At 67.8% G+C, this 19,581-nt stretch carries 16 protein-coding genes; 4 read left to right on the top strand and 12 right to left on the bottom strand.

Annotated features, from left to right (window positions below; genetic code table 11):
- Nucleotides 1–127: 127 nt before the first annotated feature.
- The 12 genes from mmsB to ACIRGA_RS26720 all read right to left on the bottom strand — a co-directional run bounded on the left by mmsB (nt 128) and on the right by ACIRGA_RS26720 (nt 14,837).
- The gene (gene mmsB / locus ACIRGA_RS26775) at nt 128–1,375 is read right to left on the bottom strand and encodes a multiple monosaccharide ABC transporter permease (RefSeq protein ID WP_400945640.1); all 1,248 of its coding nucleotides are present in this window, start codon (nt 1,373–1,375) and stop codon (nt 128–130) included.
- Between the two features lie 3 nt (nt 1,376–1,378).
- Complete coding sequence (gene mmsA, locus ACIRGA_RS26770) at nt 1,379–2,902, bottom strand: multiple monosaccharide ABC transporter ATP-binding protein (protein WP_400945637.1); 1,524 nt, start codon at nt 2,900–2,902, stop codon at nt 1,379–1,381.
- Between the two features lie 4 nt (nt 2,903–2,906).
- Complete coding sequence (chvE, locus tag ACIRGA_RS26765; protein ID WP_400945634.1) at nt 2,907–4,034, bottom strand: multiple monosaccharide ABC transporter substrate-binding protein; 1,128 nt, start codon at nt 4,032–4,034, stop codon at nt 2,907–2,909.
- A 26-nt stretch (nt 4,035–4,060) separates the two neighbouring features.
- On the bottom strand, nt 4,061–5,566 hold the full coding sequence (gene araA / locus ACIRGA_RS26760; protein ID WP_400945632.1) for an L-arabinose isomerase: 1,506 nt from the start codon (nt 5,564–5,566) through the stop codon (nt 4,061–4,063).
- Nucleotides 5,563–6,249 (bottom strand): L-ribulose-5-phosphate 4-epimerase, encoded by a 687-nt coding sequence (locus ACIRGA_RS26755; protein ID WP_400945630.1) that lies wholly within the window; start codon nt 6,247–6,249, stop codon nt 5,563–5,565. The genes araA and ACIRGA_RS26755 overlap by 4 nt, the downstream gene beginning before the upstream one ends.
- Nucleotides 6,246–7,919: a ribulokinase gene (gene araB / locus ACIRGA_RS26750; RefSeq protein WP_400945627.1), complete on the bottom strand. Its 1,674-nt coding sequence runs from the start codon at nt 7,917–7,919 to the stop codon at nt 6,246–6,248. The genes ACIRGA_RS26755 and araB overlap by 4 nt, the downstream gene beginning before the upstream one ends.
- Nucleotides 7,920–8,082: 163 nt before the next feature.
- A complete protein-coding gene (gene yjfF, locus ACIRGA_RS26745; protein ID WP_400945625.1) occupies nt 8,083–9,066 on the bottom strand; it encodes a galactofuranose ABC transporter, permease protein YjfF in 984 nt (327 codons plus the stop codon).
- Nucleotides 9,063–10,100: an ABC transporter permease gene (locus tag ACIRGA_RS26740; protein ID WP_400945622.1), complete on the bottom strand. Its 1,038-nt coding sequence runs from the start codon at nt 10,098–10,100 to the stop codon at nt 9,063–9,065. Before ACIRGA_RS26740 ends, yjfF begins: the two co-directional genes overlap by 4 nt.
- Nucleotides 10,097–11,599 carry a sugar ABC transporter ATP-binding protein gene (locus ACIRGA_RS26735; RefSeq protein ID WP_400945649.1) on the bottom strand — a complete coding sequence of 501 codons (1,503 nt, stop codon included), beginning with the start codon at nt 11,597–11,599 and terminating at the stop codon, nt 10,097–10,099. Before ACIRGA_RS26735 ends, ACIRGA_RS26740 begins: the two co-directional genes overlap by 4 nt.
- Before the next feature lie 22 nt (nt 11,600–11,621).
- Nucleotides 11,622–12,590 (bottom strand): ABC transporter substrate-binding protein, encoded by a 969-nt coding sequence (locus tag ACIRGA_RS26730; protein WP_400945619.1) that lies wholly within the window; start codon nt 12,588–12,590, stop codon nt 11,622–11,624.
- Between the two features lie 78 nt (nt 12,591–12,668).
- Nucleotides 12,669–13,682 (bottom strand): LacI family DNA-binding transcriptional regulator, encoded by a 1,014-nt coding sequence (locus ACIRGA_RS26725; protein ID WP_400945617.1) that lies wholly within the window; start codon nt 13,680–13,682, stop codon nt 12,669–12,671.
- A 108-nt stretch (nt 13,683–13,790) separates the two neighbouring features.
- Nucleotides 13,791–14,837 (bottom strand): LacI family DNA-binding transcriptional regulator, encoded by a 1,047-nt coding sequence (locus tag ACIRGA_RS26720; protein WP_240598219.1) that lies wholly within the window; start codon nt 14,835–14,837, stop codon nt 13,791–13,793.
- A 198-nt stretch (nt 14,838–15,035) separates the two neighbouring features.
- Between ACIRGA_RS26720 and ACIRGA_RS26715 the strand changes: the two genes are divergently transcribed.
- From ACIRGA_RS26715 to ACIRGA_RS26700, 4 genes are read left to right on the top strand one after another with little or no spacing between them, the layout of a single operon-like run.
- Nucleotides 15,036–16,337, top strand: coding sequence for an ABC transporter substrate-binding protein (locus ACIRGA_RS26715; protein ID WP_400945614.1), 1,302 nt, complete (start codon nt 15,036–15,038; stop codon nt 16,335–16,337).
- A gap of 3 nt (nt 16,338–16,340) precedes the next feature.
- Nucleotides 16,341–17,321, top strand: a complete 981-nt coding sequence (locus tag ACIRGA_RS26710; protein ID WP_400945612.1) for a carbohydrate ABC transporter permease — start codon at nt 16,341–16,343, stop codon at nt 17,319–17,321.
- The gene (locus ACIRGA_RS26705; RefSeq protein WP_400945610.1) at nt 17,318–18,175 is read left to right on the top strand and encodes a carbohydrate ABC transporter permease; all 858 of its coding nucleotides are present in this window, start codon (nt 17,318–17,320) and stop codon (nt 18,173–18,175) included. Before ACIRGA_RS26710 ends, ACIRGA_RS26705 begins: the two co-directional genes overlap by 4 nt.
- Nucleotides 18,172–19,581, top strand: coding sequence for a GH1 family beta-glucosidase (locus ACIRGA_RS26700; RefSeq protein ID WP_400945608.1), 1,410 nt, complete (start codon nt 18,172–18,174; stop codon nt 19,579–19,581). The genes ACIRGA_RS26705 and ACIRGA_RS26700 overlap by 4 nt, the downstream gene beginning before the upstream one ends.

Raw genomic sequence — 19,581 nt, 5'->3', positions numbered from 1 at the left:
TCACCACACAAGCCCTGGTCACCACGCCGACAGGCCGGTCAGTGTCCGTGAGGTCCTGAAACATCAACTGTCCGACATGTCCTGAACTCAGACATCGGGTTAGAACCCGAAACGCCACTCACGACCATCAGGCGGCGGTACGGGCCCGCCGTTTGGTCCAGATGTCGTAGGCGACGGCGGCGAGCAGCACGAAGCCCTTGACCAGGTTCACGCTCTCGGTCGGCGCGCCGATCAGGGACATGCCGTTGTTGATCACGCCCATGATGAGGCCGCCGGTGATCGCGCCGACCACCTTGCCGACGCCACCCTGCACCGCGGCGCCGCCGATGAACGCCGCGGCGATCGCGTCGAGTTCGAACATGTTGCCCGCGGTCGGCCCGGCCTGGTTGAGCCGTCCGGCCACGATGATCCCGGCGAGCGCGGAGAGCACGCCCATGTTGACGAAGATCCAGAACGTCACCGACTTGACCTTCACACCGGACAGCGTCGCGGCTTGGAGGTTCCCGCCGATGGCGTAGATGTGGCGGCCGAACACCGCCCGCGTCGTCACCAGCGAGTAGCCGATCACCAGCACCGACAGCAGGATCAGCACCCACGGCAGGTTCTTGTACCGCGCCAGCTGGACCACCACGAACAGCACGACGGCGGCCGCCGCGGCGATCTTCAGCAGGAACATCGGCAGCGGGTCCACCTCCTGCAGGTAGTTCAGCCGGGCCGTCCGCTTGCGCCACCGTGAGACGATCGCGCCCGCGATGGCCAGGGCGCCCACCAGCAGGCTGACCACGTCGGCGCCGCCGAGCGGGCCGAGTCCGATGTTGCCGAGGTAGCCGCCGGTGAAACCGTTCGCCAGCGTCCGCACCTCGTCGGGGAACGGGCCGATCCCCTGGTTCCCGAGCACGGTGAGGGTGAGGGCGCGGAAGATCAGCATTCCCGCCAGCGTCACGATGAACGCGGGGATGCCGAAGTACGCGACCCAATACCCTTGCCAGGCCCCGATCACCGCGCCGACGGCGAGCGTGATGAGCAGCGCGATCGGCCACGCCATGCCCATGTTCACCATCAGCACGGCCGAGATCGCGCCGGTCAGCGCCACCACGGAACCGACCGACAGGTCGATGTGCCCGGCGATGATGATCAGGATCATGCCGATCGCGAGGATCAGCACGTACGAGTTCTGCACGATCAGGTTCGAGATGTTCTGCGGTTCCAGCAGCGCGCCGCCGGTGAGGATCGAGAACAACACGACGATCAGCGCGAAGGCGACATAGATGCCACTCTCGCGCGGGTTGAACGAGATCCGGCGCGGCGCCCTGGCCGGCGCGGCTCCCTGCTGGTCACCGACACCGGTGACGGTGTCGGCGGAGGCGGTGCTCATGTCTTACTCCTGTTCCCTGGTCATCGCCCGCATGAGGACCTCTTGGGTGGCCTCGGCCCGGCCGACCTCACCGGTGATCCGGCCCGCCGACAACGTGTAGATCCGGTCGCACAGACCGAGCAGCTCCGGCAGCTCGGACGAGATGACCAGGACGGCCTTCCCCTCGTCGGCGAGCCGGTTGACGATCGTGTAGATCTCGTACTTCGCGCCGACGTCGATGCCGCGGGTGGGCTCGTCGAGGATCAGCACGTCCGGATCGGTGAGGATCCACTTGGACAGCACGACCTTCTGCTGGTTGCCGCCGGAGAGCGTGCCGGTCACGCTGCGCACGTCCGGTGCCTTGATGTTCATGCTCTTGCGGAATTCTTCGGCGACACGGTGTTCTTCGTTCTCGTCCACCCAGCCGCGCCGGGCGAGTTTGCCCAGCGCGGCACCGGAGACGTTGCGCTGGATGTCCTCGATGAGGTTGAGCCCGTAGCGTTTGCGATCCTCGGTGGCGTAGGCGATCCCGTTCGCGACGGCGTCGCCGACCGTGCGCACTTCGATCTCCTTGCCGTCTTTGATCAGGCGCCCGGAGATGTCCTTGCCGTACGAGCGGCCGAACACGCTCATCGCGAGTTCGGTGCGTCCGGCGCCCATCAGCCCCGCCAGCCCGACGATCTCGCCGCGCCGCAAGGTCAGGCTCGCGCCGTCGACGACGACCCGGCCGTGCTGCGTCGGGCTGTGCACGGTCCAGTCCTCGATGCGGAGGACTTCGTCGCCGATCCGCGGCTCCCTCGGCGGGAACCGGTTCTCCAGTTTTCGCCCGACCATCCTGGCGATGATCCGGTCCTCGGTGACCGAGGCCGCGTCCAGCGTCTCGATCGTCCTGCCGTCGCGCAGGATGGTGATCGAATCGGCGATCGCGGCGATCTCGTTGAGCTTGTGCGAGATCAGGACGCAGGTGACGCCGTCGTCGCGCAGGCCGCGCAGCAATTCGAGCAGATGCGCCGAATCGTCGTCGTTCAGTGCCGCCGTCGGCTCATCGAGGATCAGCAGTTTGACCTCTTTGGACAGTGCCTTGGCGATCTCCACCAGCTGCTGTTTGCCGACGCCGATGTCGAGCACCGGCGTCACCGGGTTCTCCCGCAGGCCGACGCGCCGCAGCAGCTCGCCGGCCTCGGAGTTGGTCCGGTTCCAGTCGATCAGCCCGCCGCGCGCCTTCTCGTTCCCGAGGAAGATGTTCTCCGCGATGGACAGCTGCTGGCACAGCGCGAGTTCCTGGTGGATGATCACGATGCCGCGGCGCTCGCTGTCGCGGATCGCGGAGAACGCGCACGGCTCGCCGTCGAAGACGATCTCGCCGTCGTACGAGCCGTGCGCGTAGACGCCCGAGAGCACCTTCATCAGCGTGGACTTGCCCGCACCGTTCTCGCCGCAGATCGCGTGGATCTCTCCCCGGCGCACCGACAGATTGACGTCCTGCAGCGCCTTGACGCCGGGGAAGGTCTTGGTGATCCCCCGCATCCGAAGGATTTCGTCGGTCACGTCGCTACCTCAGCTGTTCCGCTTTGTAGTAGCCCGAGTCGATGAGTTCCTTCTGGTAGTTCCCCTTGTTGAGGATCACCGACTCCAGCAGGAACGCCGGGACGACCTTCTGGCCGTTGTTGTAGTCCGTGGTGTTGTTGGTCTCGGCCTTGCCGCCCTTGAGCACCGCGTCGGCCATCTTGACCGTGGTGTCGGCGAGTTTGCGGGTGTCCTTGAAGATCGTCGAGTACTGCTCACCCGCGATGATCGACTTCACCGACGCGACCTCGGCGTCCTGGCCGGTCACCACGGGGTAGGGCTGGCCCGGGGTTCCGTAGCCGTTGCTCTTCAGCGCCGAGAGGATGCCGATGGAAAGCCCGTCGTACGGCGAAAGCACGCCCTGCACCTTGGCGCCGGAGCTGTAGGTCTTGGTCAGCAGGTCTTCCATCCGCCGCTGCGCGGTCGCCGCCTGCCAGCGCAGGATCGCCGCGACGTTGAACGCGGTCTGGCCGCTCTTGACGACCAGCGTCCCGTTTTCGAGGTACGGCTTCAGTACCGACATGGCGCCGTTGAAGAAGAACGTCGCGTTGTTGTCGTCCGGCGAACCCGCGAAGAGCTCGACGTTGAACGGTCCCTTGCCCTCACCGGGCGAACCGTCCTCCTTGAGCACCTTGAGCCCGGTGAGCAGCGACGTCGCCTGCTGCACACCGACCTTGAAGTTGTCGAAGGTCGCGTAGTAGTCGACGTTCGGGGTGTTGCGGATCAGCCGGTCGTAGGCGATGACCGGGATCTTCTTGTCCGCGGCCTCCTGCAGCTGGGTGGTGATCGCGGTGCCGTCGATCGACGCGATCACGAGCAGTTTCGCGCCCTTGGTGATCTGGTTCTCGATCTGGTTCACCTGGGTGGGGATGTCATCCTCGGCGTATTGCAGGTCGACCTGGTAACCCAGCTTCTCCAGCGCCGCCTTGATGTTGTCGCCGTCGTGGATCCAGCGCTCGGACGACTTGGTCGGCATGGTGACGCCGACGAGGCCGCCGGCGGCACCGCTCGCGGCCGCCTGCTGATCGACGGTCTTCTCACTCGAACCGCAGGCCGTGAGCGCGGCACCGAGGCCGACCGCCACGGTCAGTGTGGCCAGTTTCGTGAACTTCATTGTTCCTTCTCTCCGGTGGGGACCGATCAGAATCCTTGTGCGAGCCGGTAATAGGCCTGGTTCCAGCGCATCCGGTCGGCGATCGAAGCGGGGGTCGTGGTCTGGTCGATCACCAGCAGCTCGACGTCGAGCATGGTCGCGAAATCCCGGATCGATTCGGCCCCGACCGCCTGCGTGAGCACCGTGTGGTGCGGGCCGCCCGCCGTGATCCACGCCTCGGCGGACGTCGCCAGCGACGGCGCCGGCTTCCACACCGCACGTGCCACCGGCAGATTCGGCAGCGGCTCGTCCGGCGCGACGACCTCGACTTCGTTGGCCACCAAGCGGAATCGATCACCGAGGTCGGCGAGGCCGATCACGACGGCGTCACCGGCGGCGGCGTCGAAGACCAGCCGGACGGGATCCTCGCGGCCGCCGATACCGAGCGGGTGGATCTCGCACGAAGGCTTGGCGGCGGCGATGCTCGGGCAGACTTCCAGCATGTGCGCACCGAGGATCTTCGGTTCGCCGGGACCGAAGTGGTAGGTGTAATCCTCCATAAAGGACGTTCCGCGCTCGGAGTCGCGGCCCATCGCCTTCACCGCGGTCAGCAGCGCGGACGTCTTCCAGTCGCCCTCGCCGCCGAAGCCGTAGCCGTCGGCCATCAGGCGCTGCACCGCGAGCCCCGGGAGCTGCCGCAGACCGCCGAGATCCTCGAAGTTCGTGGTGAACGCGCCGAAACCGCCGTCGGTCAGGAACGTCCGAAGCCCCTGCTCGATCCGGGCCGCGTAGCGCAGCGATTCGTGCCGCTCCCCCGCCTTGGCCAATTCCGGTGCGAGCGCGTACGTCTCGGCGTATTCGTCGACGAGCGCGTCGACCTCGGCGTCGGGCACCGCGTCGACCAGGGCGACGAGTTCGTTGACGCCGTAGGTGTTCACCGAGACGCCGAACTTCAGTTCCGCCTCGACCTTGTCCCCGTCGGTGACCGCGACGTCGCGCATGTTGTCGCCGAACCGCGCGAGCTTGAGCGAGCCGATCGTCTGGCGGCCGACCGCGGCCCGGACCCAGGCGTCGATCCGGTCGGCGACCGACGGATCCGCCGCGTGCCCGGCGATGGTCTTGCGCGGTACGCCGAGCCGGGTCTGGATGTAGCCGAACTCGCGGTCGCCGTGCGCGGCCTGGTTCAGGTTCATGAAGTCCATGTCGATGGACTGCCACGGCAGTGCCTCGTTGAGCTGGGTATGCAGGTGCAGCAAGGGTTTCCGCAGCGCGTCGAGTCCGGTGATCCACATCTTCGCCGGCGAGAACGTGTGCATCCACGCGATCACGCCGACACAGGCGTCGTCCGCGTTCGCCTCGAGCATCACGCGCCGGATCGCGGACGGCTCGGTCAGCACCGGCTTCGCGACGATCCCGGCCGAGATCCGGCCGGTGTCGGCCAGCATCCGCTGGATCTGCAACGACTGGCCCGCGACCTGTTCGAGGGTCTCCTCGCCGTACAGCGCCTGGCTCCCGGTGAGGAACCAGACCTCGGTCTTCCGCTGTGTGCTCACTTCTCTCCCTGCTGGCCGTAGACGTTCTGGTAGCGCGCGTAGAGCCGGTCCACGTCCTGTTCGGACAGTGGTTCCGGCGTGCCCAGCGCGGAAGCGATGTGGACGGTCTTCGCGACGTCCTCGACCATCACCGCGGCCTTGACCGCGTCGCGCGCGGTGCGCCCGACGGTGAACGGGCCGTGGTTGCGCATCAGCACCGCGGGCGAGCGGCTCGACCGCAGCGTCTCGACGATGCCCCGGCCGATCGAGTCGTCACCGATCAAGGCGAACGGCCCGACCGGGATCTCCCCGCCGAACTCGTCCGCGATCATCGTGAGCACGCACGGGATCGGTTCCCCGAGCGCCGCCCACGCGGTGGCGTACGTCGAATGCGTGTGCACGACCCCGCCGACCTCCGGCATGTGCCGGTAGACGTAGGCGTGCGCGGCCGTGTCCGACGACGGCGCCAGGTCACCATGGACGACCTCGCCGTACAGGTCGGTGACGACCATCGTGTCGGCGGTCAGGTCGCCATAGGACACTCCGGACGGCTTGATCACCATCAGATCGTGCCCGGGGACGCGCGCCGACACGTTGCCCGCGGTCCAGATGACCAGCTCGTAGCGGGTCAGCTCACTGTGCAACCGGGCGACGGTGTCGCGCAGCTCTTCGAAGGTGTCCGTGATCTCCACGGCGAGGCTCATCGGTGCTGTCCTTTCCGGACGGAACGGCGTCGGGCGGCGAGCCGGTGCATGACGTCGTTGGCCCCACGGCCGAAATAGTCGTGCAGTGCGGCGTATTCGGCGTAAAGATCGTTGTAGGCCTTGACGTTCTCGGCGATCGGCCGGTGGACGGCACGGCGGACCGAGCCCATCGCGAGAGCGGCGGCCGGGACGTCGGCGTGCGCTCCGGCGGCGACGGCGGCGTGGATCGCGGAGCCCAGCGCCGGGCTCTGCGCCGAACCGGCCACGGAAAGCGGCAGGTTCGTGACGTCGGCGTAGATCTGCATCAGCAGGGGGTTCTTGACCAGGCCCCCGGCGACGATCAGTTCGGTGACCGGCACGCCGGCGCGCTCGAACGTCTCGATGATCGTCCTGGTGCCGAACGCGGTCGCTTCCAAGAGCGCGCGGTAGATGTCCTCGGCGCGGGTCGCGAGCGTCTGTCCGACGATCACGCCGGAGAGTTCGTGGTCGACCAGCACCGACCGGTTCCCGCTGTGCCAGTCGAGCGCGACGAGCCCGTGCTCACCGATCTCCTGCGTCGCGGCGAGCCGCGTGAGCAGCTCGTGAACGGAGATCCCCGCCTCCCGAGCGTCGTCCACATAGGACGGCGGGACGCCGTGTTCGACGAACCACGCGAAGATGTCGCCGACACCGCTCTGCCCGGCCTCGTAGCCCCACTGCCCGGACACGATCCCGCCGTCGACAACGCCGCACATCCCCGGGACCTCGCGCAGTTCGGCGCCGTTCATCACGTGACAGGTGGAGGTGCCCATGATCGCGACCATCTGCCCCGGCTCCACCGCCTGGACGGCGGGCGCGGTGACGTGCGCGTCGACATTGCCGACGGCGACCGCGATCCCTTCCGGCAGCCCGGTCCACTCCGCAGCCTGAGCGCTCAGGCTGCCCGCTTTGGCACCTAGCGCGCCCAGCGGATGCACGAGCTTGTCATCCACAAAGGACTCGAAGCCAGGCGCCAGCTCTTCCAGGAACTCCGCGCTCGGGTAACGACCGTCCTGCAGGATGCCCTTGTACCCGGCGGTGCACGCGTTGCGGACGTAGGTCCCGGTGAGCTGCCAGACGATCCAGTCGGCGAGCTCGACCCAGTGCCGCATCCGGTCGTAGACCTCGGGCGCCTCTTCGAAGACTTCCAGCGCCTTGGCGAACTCCCACTCCGAGGAGATCAGCCCGCCGTAGCGCGGCAGCCATGACTCGCCGCGCTTCCTGGCCAGCGCGTTGATCCGGTCCGCCTGCGGCTGCGCGGAATGGTGCCGCCACAGCTTCACGTAGGCGTGCGGATTCGCGGTGAACTCGGGCAGCTCGCACAGCGGCGTGCCGTCGGCCGTCGTCGGCACCATCGTGCACGCGGTGAAGTCGGTGCCGATGCCGATCACGTCGGCCGGGTCCGCCCCCGCGGCACGAACGGCTTCCGGCACGGCGGTACGGAGGACATCGACGTAGTCCGAAGGCACCTGGAGCGCCCAGTCCGGCGGCAGACCGTGCCCGCTCTGCGGCAGGATCCGGTCGATCACGCCGTGCCGGTACTCCGAAACCGCGCTGCCCAGTTCCGCGCCGTCACGGACGCGGACCACGACGGCCCGGCCGGACAGCGTCCCGAAGTCGACGCCGACGACCAGCGGCTCCCTTGTACTCACTTCTTCTCCCGCACTGTTAGCGTTCACATTTCTGGTCGAAAATCACGATCACGCGTGATTGAAGCCGTATCTCGCGTGCTTGAAGCCGTAACTCACGTGTCTCCGGCCGATCCGGCTCCAATCACGCGTGTTACGCCTCCAATCACGCGAGTTACGCCCTCGATCACGTGGCTCGCCTGCCGACGAGGCGTTGCAGCACGATGAAGGCGAACAGCAGCGCGCCGGTGATGATCGAGGTCCACCAGGAGTTCAGCGTGCCGTCGAAGGTGATCAGGGTCTGGATGATGCCCAGCACCATGATCCCGAGCACCGTCCCGAGGACGTAGCCGGAGCCGCCGGTGAGCAGCGTGCCACCGATGACGACGGCCGCGATCGCGGTCAGCTCCAGCCCGACGCCGTTGAGCGGATCGCCGGAGGACTTGTACAGCACCAGGAGCAGTCCGCCGAGCGCCGAGCAGAATCCGCTGAGCGTGTAGACCGAGATCCGCGTGCGGCCGACGTTCAGGCCCATCAGCAGCGCGGACTTCGGGTTCCCGCCGATCGCGTAGACCGTCCGGCCGAACCGCGTTCCATAAAGGACATACGCCGCGACGGCGACCACGACCAGCGCGACGACCACGCCGATCGAGATGTGCAGCTCCCCGCCGAGCGGGATCTGCGTCTGCGCGAGGCTCGCGACGGTCGGGTCGTCGATCGAATACGCCTGGGTGCTGATCGTGTAACAGAGCCCCCTGGCGAAGAACATCCCGATCAGCGTGGCGATGAACGGCTGGATCTCGAAGACCTGGACCAGCACGCCCATCCCGAAGCCGAGCGCCGCACCGATCGCGAGCACCGCGGGGATGACCGCGAGCACCGGCCAGCCCTGGTTCTGCAAGAGATCAGCGGAGACCACAGTGGACAGTGCGACCACCGAGCCCACCGACAGGTCGATCCCGCCGGTGAGGATCACGAACGTCATCCCGACGGCGACCACCAGCAGGAAGGCGTTGTTGATGAACAGGTCGAGCACGACCTGTCCGGAGCCGAACGCCGTGTAGCTCGAAGCACCGTAGATGTACGCGCCGATGAGCATCGCCATCGTCGCCAGGATCGGCAGATGCCGCTGCCGGGGCCGATAGCCCTTGACGCGGTCGAGTGTCGTCATACCCCGGCCTCCACCTTCTCCGGCAGCACGGCGGCAGGCGGCGATGCCGTTTTCCTGCGCCTCGCGAGCTTCTTGCGGAACACCGGCGACTGCAGCAGGCAGACCGCCAGCACGACCACGGCCTTGAACAGCATGATCGCCTGCGGGGCGATGCCGAGCGCGTAGACGGTGGTCGTCAGCGTCTGGATGAGCAGCGCGCCGATCACCGAACCGGTGAGCGAGAACCGGCCACCGGTCAGCAGCGTCCCGCCGATGACGACGGCGAGGATCGCGTCCAGTTCGATGAACTGCCCGGCGTTGTTGCCGTCGGCGCTGTGCACGTTCGCGCTGATCATCAGCCCGGCGATGCCGGCGCAGAGCGCGCAGAACACATAGGTGAGCCAGATCAGGCGGGCCGACCGGAGCCCGGCGAGCCTGCCCGCCTCCGGGTTGCCACCCACCGATTCGACCAGCAGCCCCAGCGCCGACCGGCGGACCAGCACCGCCGCGATGGCGAACACCGCCAGCGCGATGAGGATCGCGCTGGGCAGGCCGAAGGTGAACCCGCTGCCGATCCACTCGTAGGGATGCGAATTGACGGTGATGATCTGACCGCCGGTGATCAGCTGGGCGATACCGCGGCCCGCGACCATCAGGATCAGTGTCGCGATGATCGGCTGGATGCCCAGCACCGCCACGAGCCAGCCGTTCCACACACCGAGCGCGAGGGCCAGTCCCAGCGCCATCCCAACAGCGGCGAGTGTCCCGCCGAGACTGTTCTGGTCGCCGAGCCCGCTGAGGTGCAGGCACGCGAGCGCGCCGCTGATCGCGACGACCGCGCCGACGGACAGGTCGATCCCCCGCGTCGCCACCACCAGCGTCATGCCGATCGCGATGAGGATCAGCGGGGCGCCGTTCTTGAGGATGTCGATCAGGTTCCCGTAGAGGTGTCCGTCGCGGAATTCGATCGCGAAGAACGCCGGGTGGGCGATGAGGTCGCCGAGCAGCAGCGCCAGCAGCGCGACGACCGGCCAGAACAAGCGGTGCTTGGTCATCGTGCGACTCCTTCGGCCATCGTCGCCATGACCTGGTCCGCGGTCAGCGATTCGTTGTCCAGTACGGCGACCACCGCGCGGTCGCGCAACACGACGACCCGGTGGCTCAACCGCAGCACCTCCTCGAGTTCGGCGGAGATGAACACGACGGCCATCCCCTCGCTCGAAAGCCGGGCGACCAGCCGCTGGATCTCCGTCTTGGCGCCGATGTCGATACCGCGCGTCGGCTCGTCGAGGATCAGCAACCGCGGCTCGGTGATCAGCCACCTCGCGAGCAGCACCTTCTGCTGGTTGCCGCCGCTCAGGTCACCGACCTTCGCTTCGGCGTTGGCGGGCCGGATGTCGAGCATCTCGATGTAGCGCTCGGCTATCTCGTCCTGCCGCCGACGCGGGATCGGCCGCGCCCAGCCCCGCGAGGCCTGCAGCGCGAGCACGATGTTCTCGCGCACGGTGAGTTCCTCGACGAGGCCCTCGGTCTTGCGGTTCTCCGAGCAGAACGCGATGCGGTGGTCGAGACCGGTCCGCGGCGTCTTCAGGGACACCGCCTCGCCGTCGATCCGCACCGAACCGCTGTCCGCGTGATCGGCGCCGAACAGCAGCCGCGCCAGTTCGGTGCGACCCGAACCGAGAAGTCCGGCGAGGCCGACGACCTCGCCGGCCCGGATGTCGAGCGAAAACGGCGCGACACCGCCCTTGCGTCCGACGTCGCCCGCTTCGAGGAAGACGGGCGCCCCGGCGAGGTCGGACCGGCTGTGCCCCGCGTCCTCGATGTCTTCGAGAGCCGCGAGTTCCTTGCCGATCATCCTGGTCACCAGATCGACCGGGGTGATCTCCTCGGTGCGGTACTCCCCGATCAGCTTCCCGTTGCGCAGCACCGTCATCCGGTCCGCGACGGCGAAGACCTGCTCGATGAAGTGGGAGACGAACAGGATCGCCATGCCCTGATCCCGCAAGGAACGCACGACGTTCAGCAGCTGCTCGACCTCGCCCGCGTCCAAACTGGACGTCGGTTCGTCGAGCACGAGCACCCGCGCGTCGACGTCGAGTGCCCTCGCGATCGCGACCAGTTGCTGCACCGCGATCGAGCAGCTGCCCAGCTCGGCCGCGACGTCCACTTCGACGTCCAGCCTGGCCAGCAGCGCGGCCGCCCGGCGGCGCGTCTCGCGCCAGTCGATACGGCCGCGCCTTCGCGGCTCCTTGCCGAGGCAGATGTTCTCCGCCACCGACAGGTTCGGGCAGAGGTTCACTTCCTGGTAGACGGTGCTCACGCCGGAGCGCTGCGCCTCTCCTGGGCCGCTGAACGCGACCCGGGAGCCGTCGAGCTCGATCGTGCCCGCGTCCACCCCGTACACGCCGGTGAGCACCTTGATCAGCGTGGACTTGCCGGCGCCGTTCTCGCCCATCAGGGCGTGCACTTCGCCGGGGAACATCCGGAAGGAGACGTCGTCGAGGGCGACCACGCCGGGGAATTCCTTCCGGATGTGGTTCATCCGCAGCATCGCAGGAGGTTCGGTCATCGGCTCAGTACTGGCGTTGCGGCAGCGCGGCCTTGGCCGCGGCCTGGTCGAATTCGGTCTCGGTGGTCTCGATGCGCGGGGGCACCTGCTCCCCGGCGGCGACCTTCTTCACCAGATCCATCAGCTGCGGGCCGAGGAGCGGGTTGCATTCGACGACGTGGTTGATCTTGCCGTCGGCCAGCGCCTGCAGGGCGTCGCGGACGCCGTCGACCGAGACGATCTTGATGTCCTTGCCCGGTACCTTCCCGGCCGCCTCGATCGCTTCGATGGCGCCGAGGGCCATGTCGTCGTTGTGCGCGTACAGCACGTCGATCTTGGGCTGGGACTTCAGGAAGGCCTCCATGACCTCCTTGCCCTTGGCCCGGGTGAACTCACCGGTCTGCGACGCGACGACCTTGAACTTCGGGTTCGACGCGATGACGTCGGCGAAGCCCTTCTTGCGGTCGTTGGCCGGCGCGGAACCGGTGGTGCCCTGCAGTTCCACGATGCTGACGTCGCCCGCCGCCGAGCCGAACTCCTTGGCCAGCCACTCGCCCGCCTTCTTGCCCTCGGCGACGAAGTCCGAGCCGAGGAAGGTCTTGTACAGCGACTTGTCCTGGGAGTCGACGGCCCGGTCGGTCAGGATCACCGGGATGTTCGCCGTCTTCGCCTCCTTGAGCACGGTGTCCCAGCCCGATTCCACGACCGGCGAGAAGGCGATCACCTTGACCCTCTGCTGGATGTACGACCGGATCGCCGCGATCTGGTTCTCCTGCTTCTGCTGCGCGTCGGAGAACTTCAGCTCGATCCCGGCCGCCTTCGCGGAATCCTGGATCGACTTCGTGTTCGCCGTACGCCAGCCGCTTTCCGCGCCCACCTGGGCGAAGCCGAGGGTGAGCGCGCCGCCGCCCGTTCCGCCGCCACCGCCGCACGCGCTGAGCAGGAGCAGCCCGGCCACTCCGGCCACGATCGCCGTCCACGGTTTTCTTGCCACATCGACTCCTAGATCCGCACTGATCAATTGAGTTAGCGTTAACACTCGCGCCTTGAGTCCGGTGAACGGCTCAGGGTGCTACGAAAGACCGGTGCTCTCCCGCACGATCAGTTCGGGGATCACCAGGTCGCGATCTCGGTTCTCACCGCCGTTCATGCGGCGGCGGAGCAGGTCGAACGTGCGCCTGCCGACTTCGACGAAGTCCTGGCGCACCGTCGTCAGCGGCGGCGTGTAGTACGCCGCCTCGGGAACGTCGTCGAAGCCGACGACCCGCATCTCCCCCGGCACGTTCACCCCGGCCTCGGTGCAGGCGCGAAGAAAACCGAGGGCCATCTGGTCGTTGGCCACGAACACCGCGTCCAGCCCCTTTTCGCCGACGAGGGATCGCCCCGCCGCGTACCCGGAACGCGCGCTCCAGTCACCACGCACGACGGGCGGGATCCGCGCGCCGTGCCGCTGCAGGGTTTCGCGCCAGCCGCGTTCGCGGTCGAGCGCCTCCAGCCAGTCCTCGGGGCCGGCCACGTGCCAGACGGTCTCGTGCCCGAGGCCGAGCAGGTGTTCGGTGGCGCGGCGCGCGCCGTCGTACTGGTCGACCGAGATCACCGGGACGGGCGCCTTCTCCCCGCCGCCGACCGCGACGAGCGGCACGTCGCTGGGCGCCGCTTCCAGCGCGCGGGCGGCGGTGACATGCGGCGCGATCACGACGATGCCCTCGACGGCCTGGCGCCGCAGGCGCTCCACCGCGTCGGTGATGGACGACCGGCCCGGGCGGCTGATGCTGGTTATGGTCGTCGCGTAGCCCGCCTCGCGGGCGGCGTGCTCGATACCGCTCAAGGTGCTGGCCGGGCCGTAGAGGTTGGCCTCCAGCGCGACCACGCCGAGCGTGCCCGAGCGGCCGGTGACCAGCGCGCGGGCGACCGAGTTCGGCCGGTAGTCCAGCTGCTCGATGGCGGCGTTGACCCGGACCCGCGTCTCCGCGCGGACCGGCCCGGTGCCGTTGATGACCCGCGAGACGGTCATATGCGAAACCCCGGCGAGCGCGGCCACGTCAGTGAGACTGGCCTGCTTGCTCTCGGTGGTTTCGCGCGCCATCGCCTGTCTCCCAATCCCGGTACCGTGTGACGAGTGCCGCAAGTGTTAGCGATAACACGAGCCGGGTCAAGCGCTCCCCGAGTCACAGTCGGGTCACGGAGCCCGGCCTCAGCTGGAGGCGCGATGCGTGAGCGAGACCGGCAAGATCCGCTGGCGGGGCTTGAGATCCCGGTCGTCCATCACCGCGAGCAGGGTCTCGACCATCGCGTGGACCTGCTCCCGCGGGTCCTGATGGACCGACGTCAGCGGCGGGTCCATCTCCGGCGCGAGCGTCGCGTTGTCGTCGAAGCTGACGACGGCGACGTCCGACGGAATCCGCCGTCCGGCGGAATGCAGCGTGCGGAGCGCGCCGAGGGCCATCATGTCGCTGGCCACGAAGACGGCGTCGAGATCGGGGCGCCGCGCGAGCAGGTTCGACATCGCCTTCGCCCCGCCGGTCAGGGTGAAGTCGCCTTCCTCCATCAGGTCCGCCGGGTCGAGTCCCGCGTCGAGGAGGGTTTTGCGCCAGCCGGAGAGCCGGTCGATGGCCGCGCTCTGGTCCTGCGGGCCCGCGATCGTGGCGATCCGCCGGTGGCCGGCCTCGACCAGATGCGCGACGGCGAGCTTCGCGCCGCCCTCGTTGTCGAAGTCGACGACGTGGACACCGCGCTTGAGCCCGGCCGCCTGCCCGCCGTACACCACCGGGATCCTCAACTGCCGCAACGCCTTGGGCAGCGGGTCGGTGCGATGCGGCGCGAACACCAGCACGCCGTCGACGTGCCCGCCGTCCAGGAACCGGACCGTACGGTCGAGGTCCTCGCGGGTGTCGCTGAAGATCAAGACCATCTGACAGCCGATGTCGGCGAGCTCGCGATAGCCCGCGCGCATGACCGCGGTGCGGTACGGATCGTCGAGCAGCCGCGCCTCGGGCTCCGAAAGGACGACCGCGACCGCGCCGGTCCGCTTGGTCACCAGGGATCTGGCCGCCTGGTTCGGGGAGTACCCGAGCTCGCGGGCCGCGGCCTGGACCTTCTCGCGGGAGCGCGCGCTGACGTAGCCGTCGTCGTTCAGCGCCCGGGACGCCGTCGACCGGCTGACCCCGGCGGACGCGGCGACGTCTTCCAGCGTCGGCCTGCCGTCTTCCCCTGGTCGAGGCCCCACCCGCGCCACCTTCACTCTTCAGCTCCACCCGGACACCGACAGCTTAGTGTCCGGCGGGCGTCCGCACTGAGAGCGCTCCCCTGATGGAAACACTCTCATTACAAGCCCTTGACACGGCCAAACCGTGGCGACACACTCTGCGCATCCTCTGGGAGCGCTCCCACTTTCTGGTCACGCGACGGCGTTCCCTTCCACCGGCAAGGGGTATTACACGTGAGAAGCCTTCGGAACGGCCTGGTGCTGACACTGGGTATCACGATGACGGCGTTCGGCTTGGCGGCCTGCGGGGGTGACGACGGCGGGACGCCCGCCGCGTCCGACCCGAACGCCAAGGTCGAGCTGTCACTGGCGACGTTCACCGAGTTCGGCTACGAGGAGCTGATTCCCGAGTACGAGCGGCTGCACCCGAACATCAAGATCACCCACCGCAAGACCGGTCAGGGCGGGCCGTACCACCAGGACCTCATCACGAAACTGGCCGCGGGTTCCGGCCTCGCCGATGTCACCGCCGTCGAGGAAGGCCACCTGTCGAACGTCCTCGACAAGGGCTCGAAGTTCAACGACCTGACCAAGATCGGCCCGGCGGAGGCGTCCCCCGACCGCTGGCTCGGCTGGAAGTACGACGCGGCGAAGACCAAGGACGGCAAGCTCATCGGCTACGGGACGGACATCGGCCCGCTGGCCATGTGCTACCGCAAGGACATGCTCCAAGCGGCCGGCCTGCCGTCGGACCCCGAAGCGGTCAAGCCGTTGTTCGCGACCTGGGACAGCTACTTCGCGGCGGGTGAGCAGTACGTCGCCAAGTCCGGCGGGAAGGCGTGGTTCGACTCCGCCGCGCAGAACTTCAACGCCATGGTCAACCAGCTCCCCACCGGCTACATCGGCAGCGACGACAAGCTCGCGGTGGAATCCAACCAGGGCATCAGGGATGCCTGGACCAAGGTGACCGGCGCCGTCGCGAAAGGACAGTCGGCCAAGCTGACCGCGTTCAGCAACGAGTGGAACTCCGGGTTCAAGCAGGGCGCCTTCGCCACGAAGGTCTGCCCCGCGTGGATGCTCGGCGTGATCGAGGAGCACTCCGGCCCGGAGAACGCCGGCAAGTGGGCGGTCACCGCGGCGTTCCCCGGTGGCGGCGGGAACTGGGGCGGCTCGTACCTGACCGTGCCCACGCAGTCGAAGCATCCGAAGGAGGCGGCCGAACTCGCCGCCTGGCTGACCGCGCCCGAGCAGCAGATCAAGGCGTTCAAGGCGAAGGGCACCTTCCCCAGCCAGGTCAAGGCGCTGGAAGACCAGGCACTGCTGAGCGAGACCGACACCTACTTCGGCGGCGCCAAGATCGGGCAGCTGTTCGCCGAGCAGGCCAAGAAGGTCGCGAAGCCGCAGTACAAGGGCCCCGGTGACGGCCAGATCCAGGAGAACGCGTCGAGCCCGGCGCTGCAGGCCGTCGAACAGGGCAAGTCGGCGGACGAGGGCTGGACGCAGCTGCTCGACACCGCGAAGAAGATCACGCGCTGACCGATGACCGTCGTCGACAAGATCGCGCCGGAGGGGAGGAAGGCCGGGGTGCGCACGCCGCCCCGGCCCACCCTCCGCCACCGGCTGAGCCGCTGGGACGTCAAGGTCTCGCCGTACCTCTACATCGCCCCGTTCTTCGTCGTGTTCGGGATCGTCGGACTGTTCCCGCTGCTCTACACGGCGTACGTGTCGCTGTTCAGTTGGGAGGCGGGTGACGACGATCCCGTCTTCATCGGGCTGGACAACTTCAAGGAGTTGTTCGCCGACACGCAGTTCTGGAACGCGCTCGAGAACACCGTCAGTATCTTCCTGCTCTCCAGCGTTCCGCAGCTGATCATCGCGGTGCTCCTGGCGGCGTTGCTCAGCGCCAGGCTCCGCGGGGCGACCGGCTGGCGCGTCGGCGTCCTGCTCCCCTACGCCGCCAGCCTGGTGGCGCTCGGGATCATCTTCGCGAACCTGTTCGGGCCGAAGTACGGGCTGGTCAACGGTCTGTTGCAGACCATCGGGCTGGACCCGGTCGACTGGCAGGCGGGCCGGTTCAGCAGCCACGTCGCGATCGCGATCATGGTGAACTGGCGCTGGACCGGGTACAACGCGCTGATCGTGCTGGCGGCGATGCAGGCCATCCCGAAGGAACTGCACGAGGCCGCCCTCATCGACGGCGCGGGCACGGCACGCCGGTTCTTCAGCATCACGCTGCCCTTGCTCAAGCCGACGCTGATCTTCGTCACGATCACCTCGACGATCGGCGGCCTGCAGATCTTCACCGAACCCAAGCTGTTCGACGCCATGCCGGGCTCGAACAACGGCGGTTCGTCCAACCAGTTCCAGACCGTGACGCTGTACCTGTACCAAACGGCCTTCGAGAACTACGAACTCGGTTATGCCTCGGCGATCGCGTGGGTGCTGTTCGTGATCATCGTGCTGATCGCACTGGTGAACTTCTTCCTCACCGGCAGGCTCACGGCGGTGAAGAAGAAATGACCACTATCCACAAGGGACTCAAACGAAGCGTTTCGGCGCTGGGCAAACCACGCCGGGCGACCTACGTCGTGCTCACGATCTTCGTGCTGGGCTCGCTCTTCCCGTTCTACTGGTCGTTCCTGGTGGCCAGCCGGGACAGCGGGATGCTCACCGAGCGGGTGCCGCCCTTCCTGCCCGGCGGGAACTTCTTCGCCAACGCGGCGAGGGTTTTCGACACGGTGCCGTTCTGGAAGGCGCTCGCGAACAGCCTGATCGTGTCCGGCACGGTCACTCTCACCACCGTGCTGTTCTCTTCGCTGGCTGGGTTCGCCTTCGCCAAACTGCGGTTCCGCGGGCGGAACGGGCTGTTCGTGTTCATCGTCATCACCCTCGCCGTGCCGACCCAGCTCGGCATCATCCCGCTGTTCATGGCCATGTCGGAGTTCGGCTGGGCAGGCGGGTTGCAGTCGGTGATCGTGCCGAACCTGGTGACCGCGTTCGGCGTCTTCTGGATGCGTCAGTACACAGTGGACGCCGTACCGTTCGAACTGATCGAGGCGGCGCGGGTCGACGGCTGCAGCATGATCCGGATCTTCTGGAACGTCTGCCTGCCCGCGGTCCGCCCGGCGGCGGCGATCCTGGCGATGTTCACGTTCATGACGTCGTGGAACGACTTCCTCTGGCCGCTCGTGGTGCTGGACGCCGGCAACCCCACCGTCCAGCTGGCACTGGAGAAGCTGCAGAGCGGCTACTACGTCGACTATTCGCTGGTGCTGGCCGGGACCACCCTGGCCACCATCCCGATCCTCATCGTCTTCCTCCTCCTCGGCCGCCAGATCGTGGCCGGGATCATGCAAGGTGCCGTGAAAGGGTGACCATGTCCGCTCATCCCGACAGTGTCCGGGCGAAGACCGCGCTGCTGTTCCCGCCCGGATTCGTGTGGGGCGCCGCCACCGCGGCCTTCCAGGTCGAAGGGGCGACGACCGCCGACGGCCGGACCGACTCGATCTGGGACGTCTTCGCCCGCCGCCCCGGCGCCGTCGTCGGCGGCGACACCGGGGAACCGGGTGCCGATCATTACCGGCGCTACGCCGAAGACGTCGACCTGATGCGACGGCTCGGGCTCGGCGCGTACCGGTTCTCCCTGTCGTGGCCGCGGATCCGGCCCGACGGCGGCGACCCGAATCCCCCGGGGCTCGCGTTCTACGACCGGCTCGTCGACAAGCTCCTCGAAGCCGGAATCGAGCCATGGGCGACGCTCTATCACTGGGATCTCCCCCAAACGCTCGAGGACGCGGGCGGCTGGACCTCGCGCGAGACGGCCTTCCGGTTCGCCGAGTACGCCGAAACGGTCGTCGCGCGACTGGGCGACCGTGTGCCGCGCTGGTCCACCCTGAACGAGCCGTGGTGCGCCGCGATGCTGGGCTACGCGCGCGGGATCCACGCACCCGGCAGGCAGGAACCCCGCGCCGCCGTCGCGGCCGCGCACCATCTGCTGCTGGGGCACGGGCTCGCGATGGACGTCCTGCGGCGGCACGCCCCGGCCGCGTCGTCTGGGATCACCCTGAACCTGTACCCGGTGTCGGCGGTGGATCCGTCGTCCACTGTGGACCTGGAGGCGGCGCGCCGGATCGACGGTCTGCAGAACCGGCTCTTCCTGGACCCGGTGCTGCGTGGTTCCTACCCCGAGGACCTGCTGACCGATCTGGCGCCGCTCGGCATCGGAGAACTGGTGCGGGACGGCGACCTCGCGACCATCGCCGCTCCGATCGACTGGCTGGGCATCAACTACTACCGCGGTTACCAGGTCGCGGGCAGCCCACTGCCCGGCAGCGAACCGGCGGGCGCCGACTGGCTCGGCTCCCCCGACGTCCATTTCGTTCCCGACGAGGCGGCGCCGCGCACCGACTCGGGCTGGGAAGTCCAGCCGTCGCGGCTCACCGAATGCCTGCTCCAGGTCCATCGCGACTATCGGCCGATCCCGTTGTACATCACCGAAAACGGTGCGTCCTATCCGGACACGATGATCAGCGGGGACATCGCGGACACCGACCGGATCGCCTTCCTCGACTCGCATCTGCGCGCCGCGTACGAGGCGATCGAGGCCGGCGTCGATCTGCGCGGCTACTTCTACTGGTCGTTGCTCGACAACTTCGAGTGGGCCGAGGGATACGCCAAGCGGTTCGGCCTCGTGCACGTCGACTACGCGACCCAACAACGGACGCCGAAGCGGAGCGCGCTCTGGTACTCCCGGACGATCAGCCTGAACGGGCTGAGCTGA

This window comes from Amycolatopsis sp. NPDC102389 (genome assembly GCF_044765885.1).
In the GTDB taxonomy this organism is placed as follows: domain Bacteria; phylum Actinomycetota; class Actinomycetes; order Mycobacteriales; family Pseudonocardiaceae; genus Amycolatopsis.
Note: the sequence above shows the minus strand (reverse complement) of the source record. Positions and strands in the feature narration are given on the sequence as shown.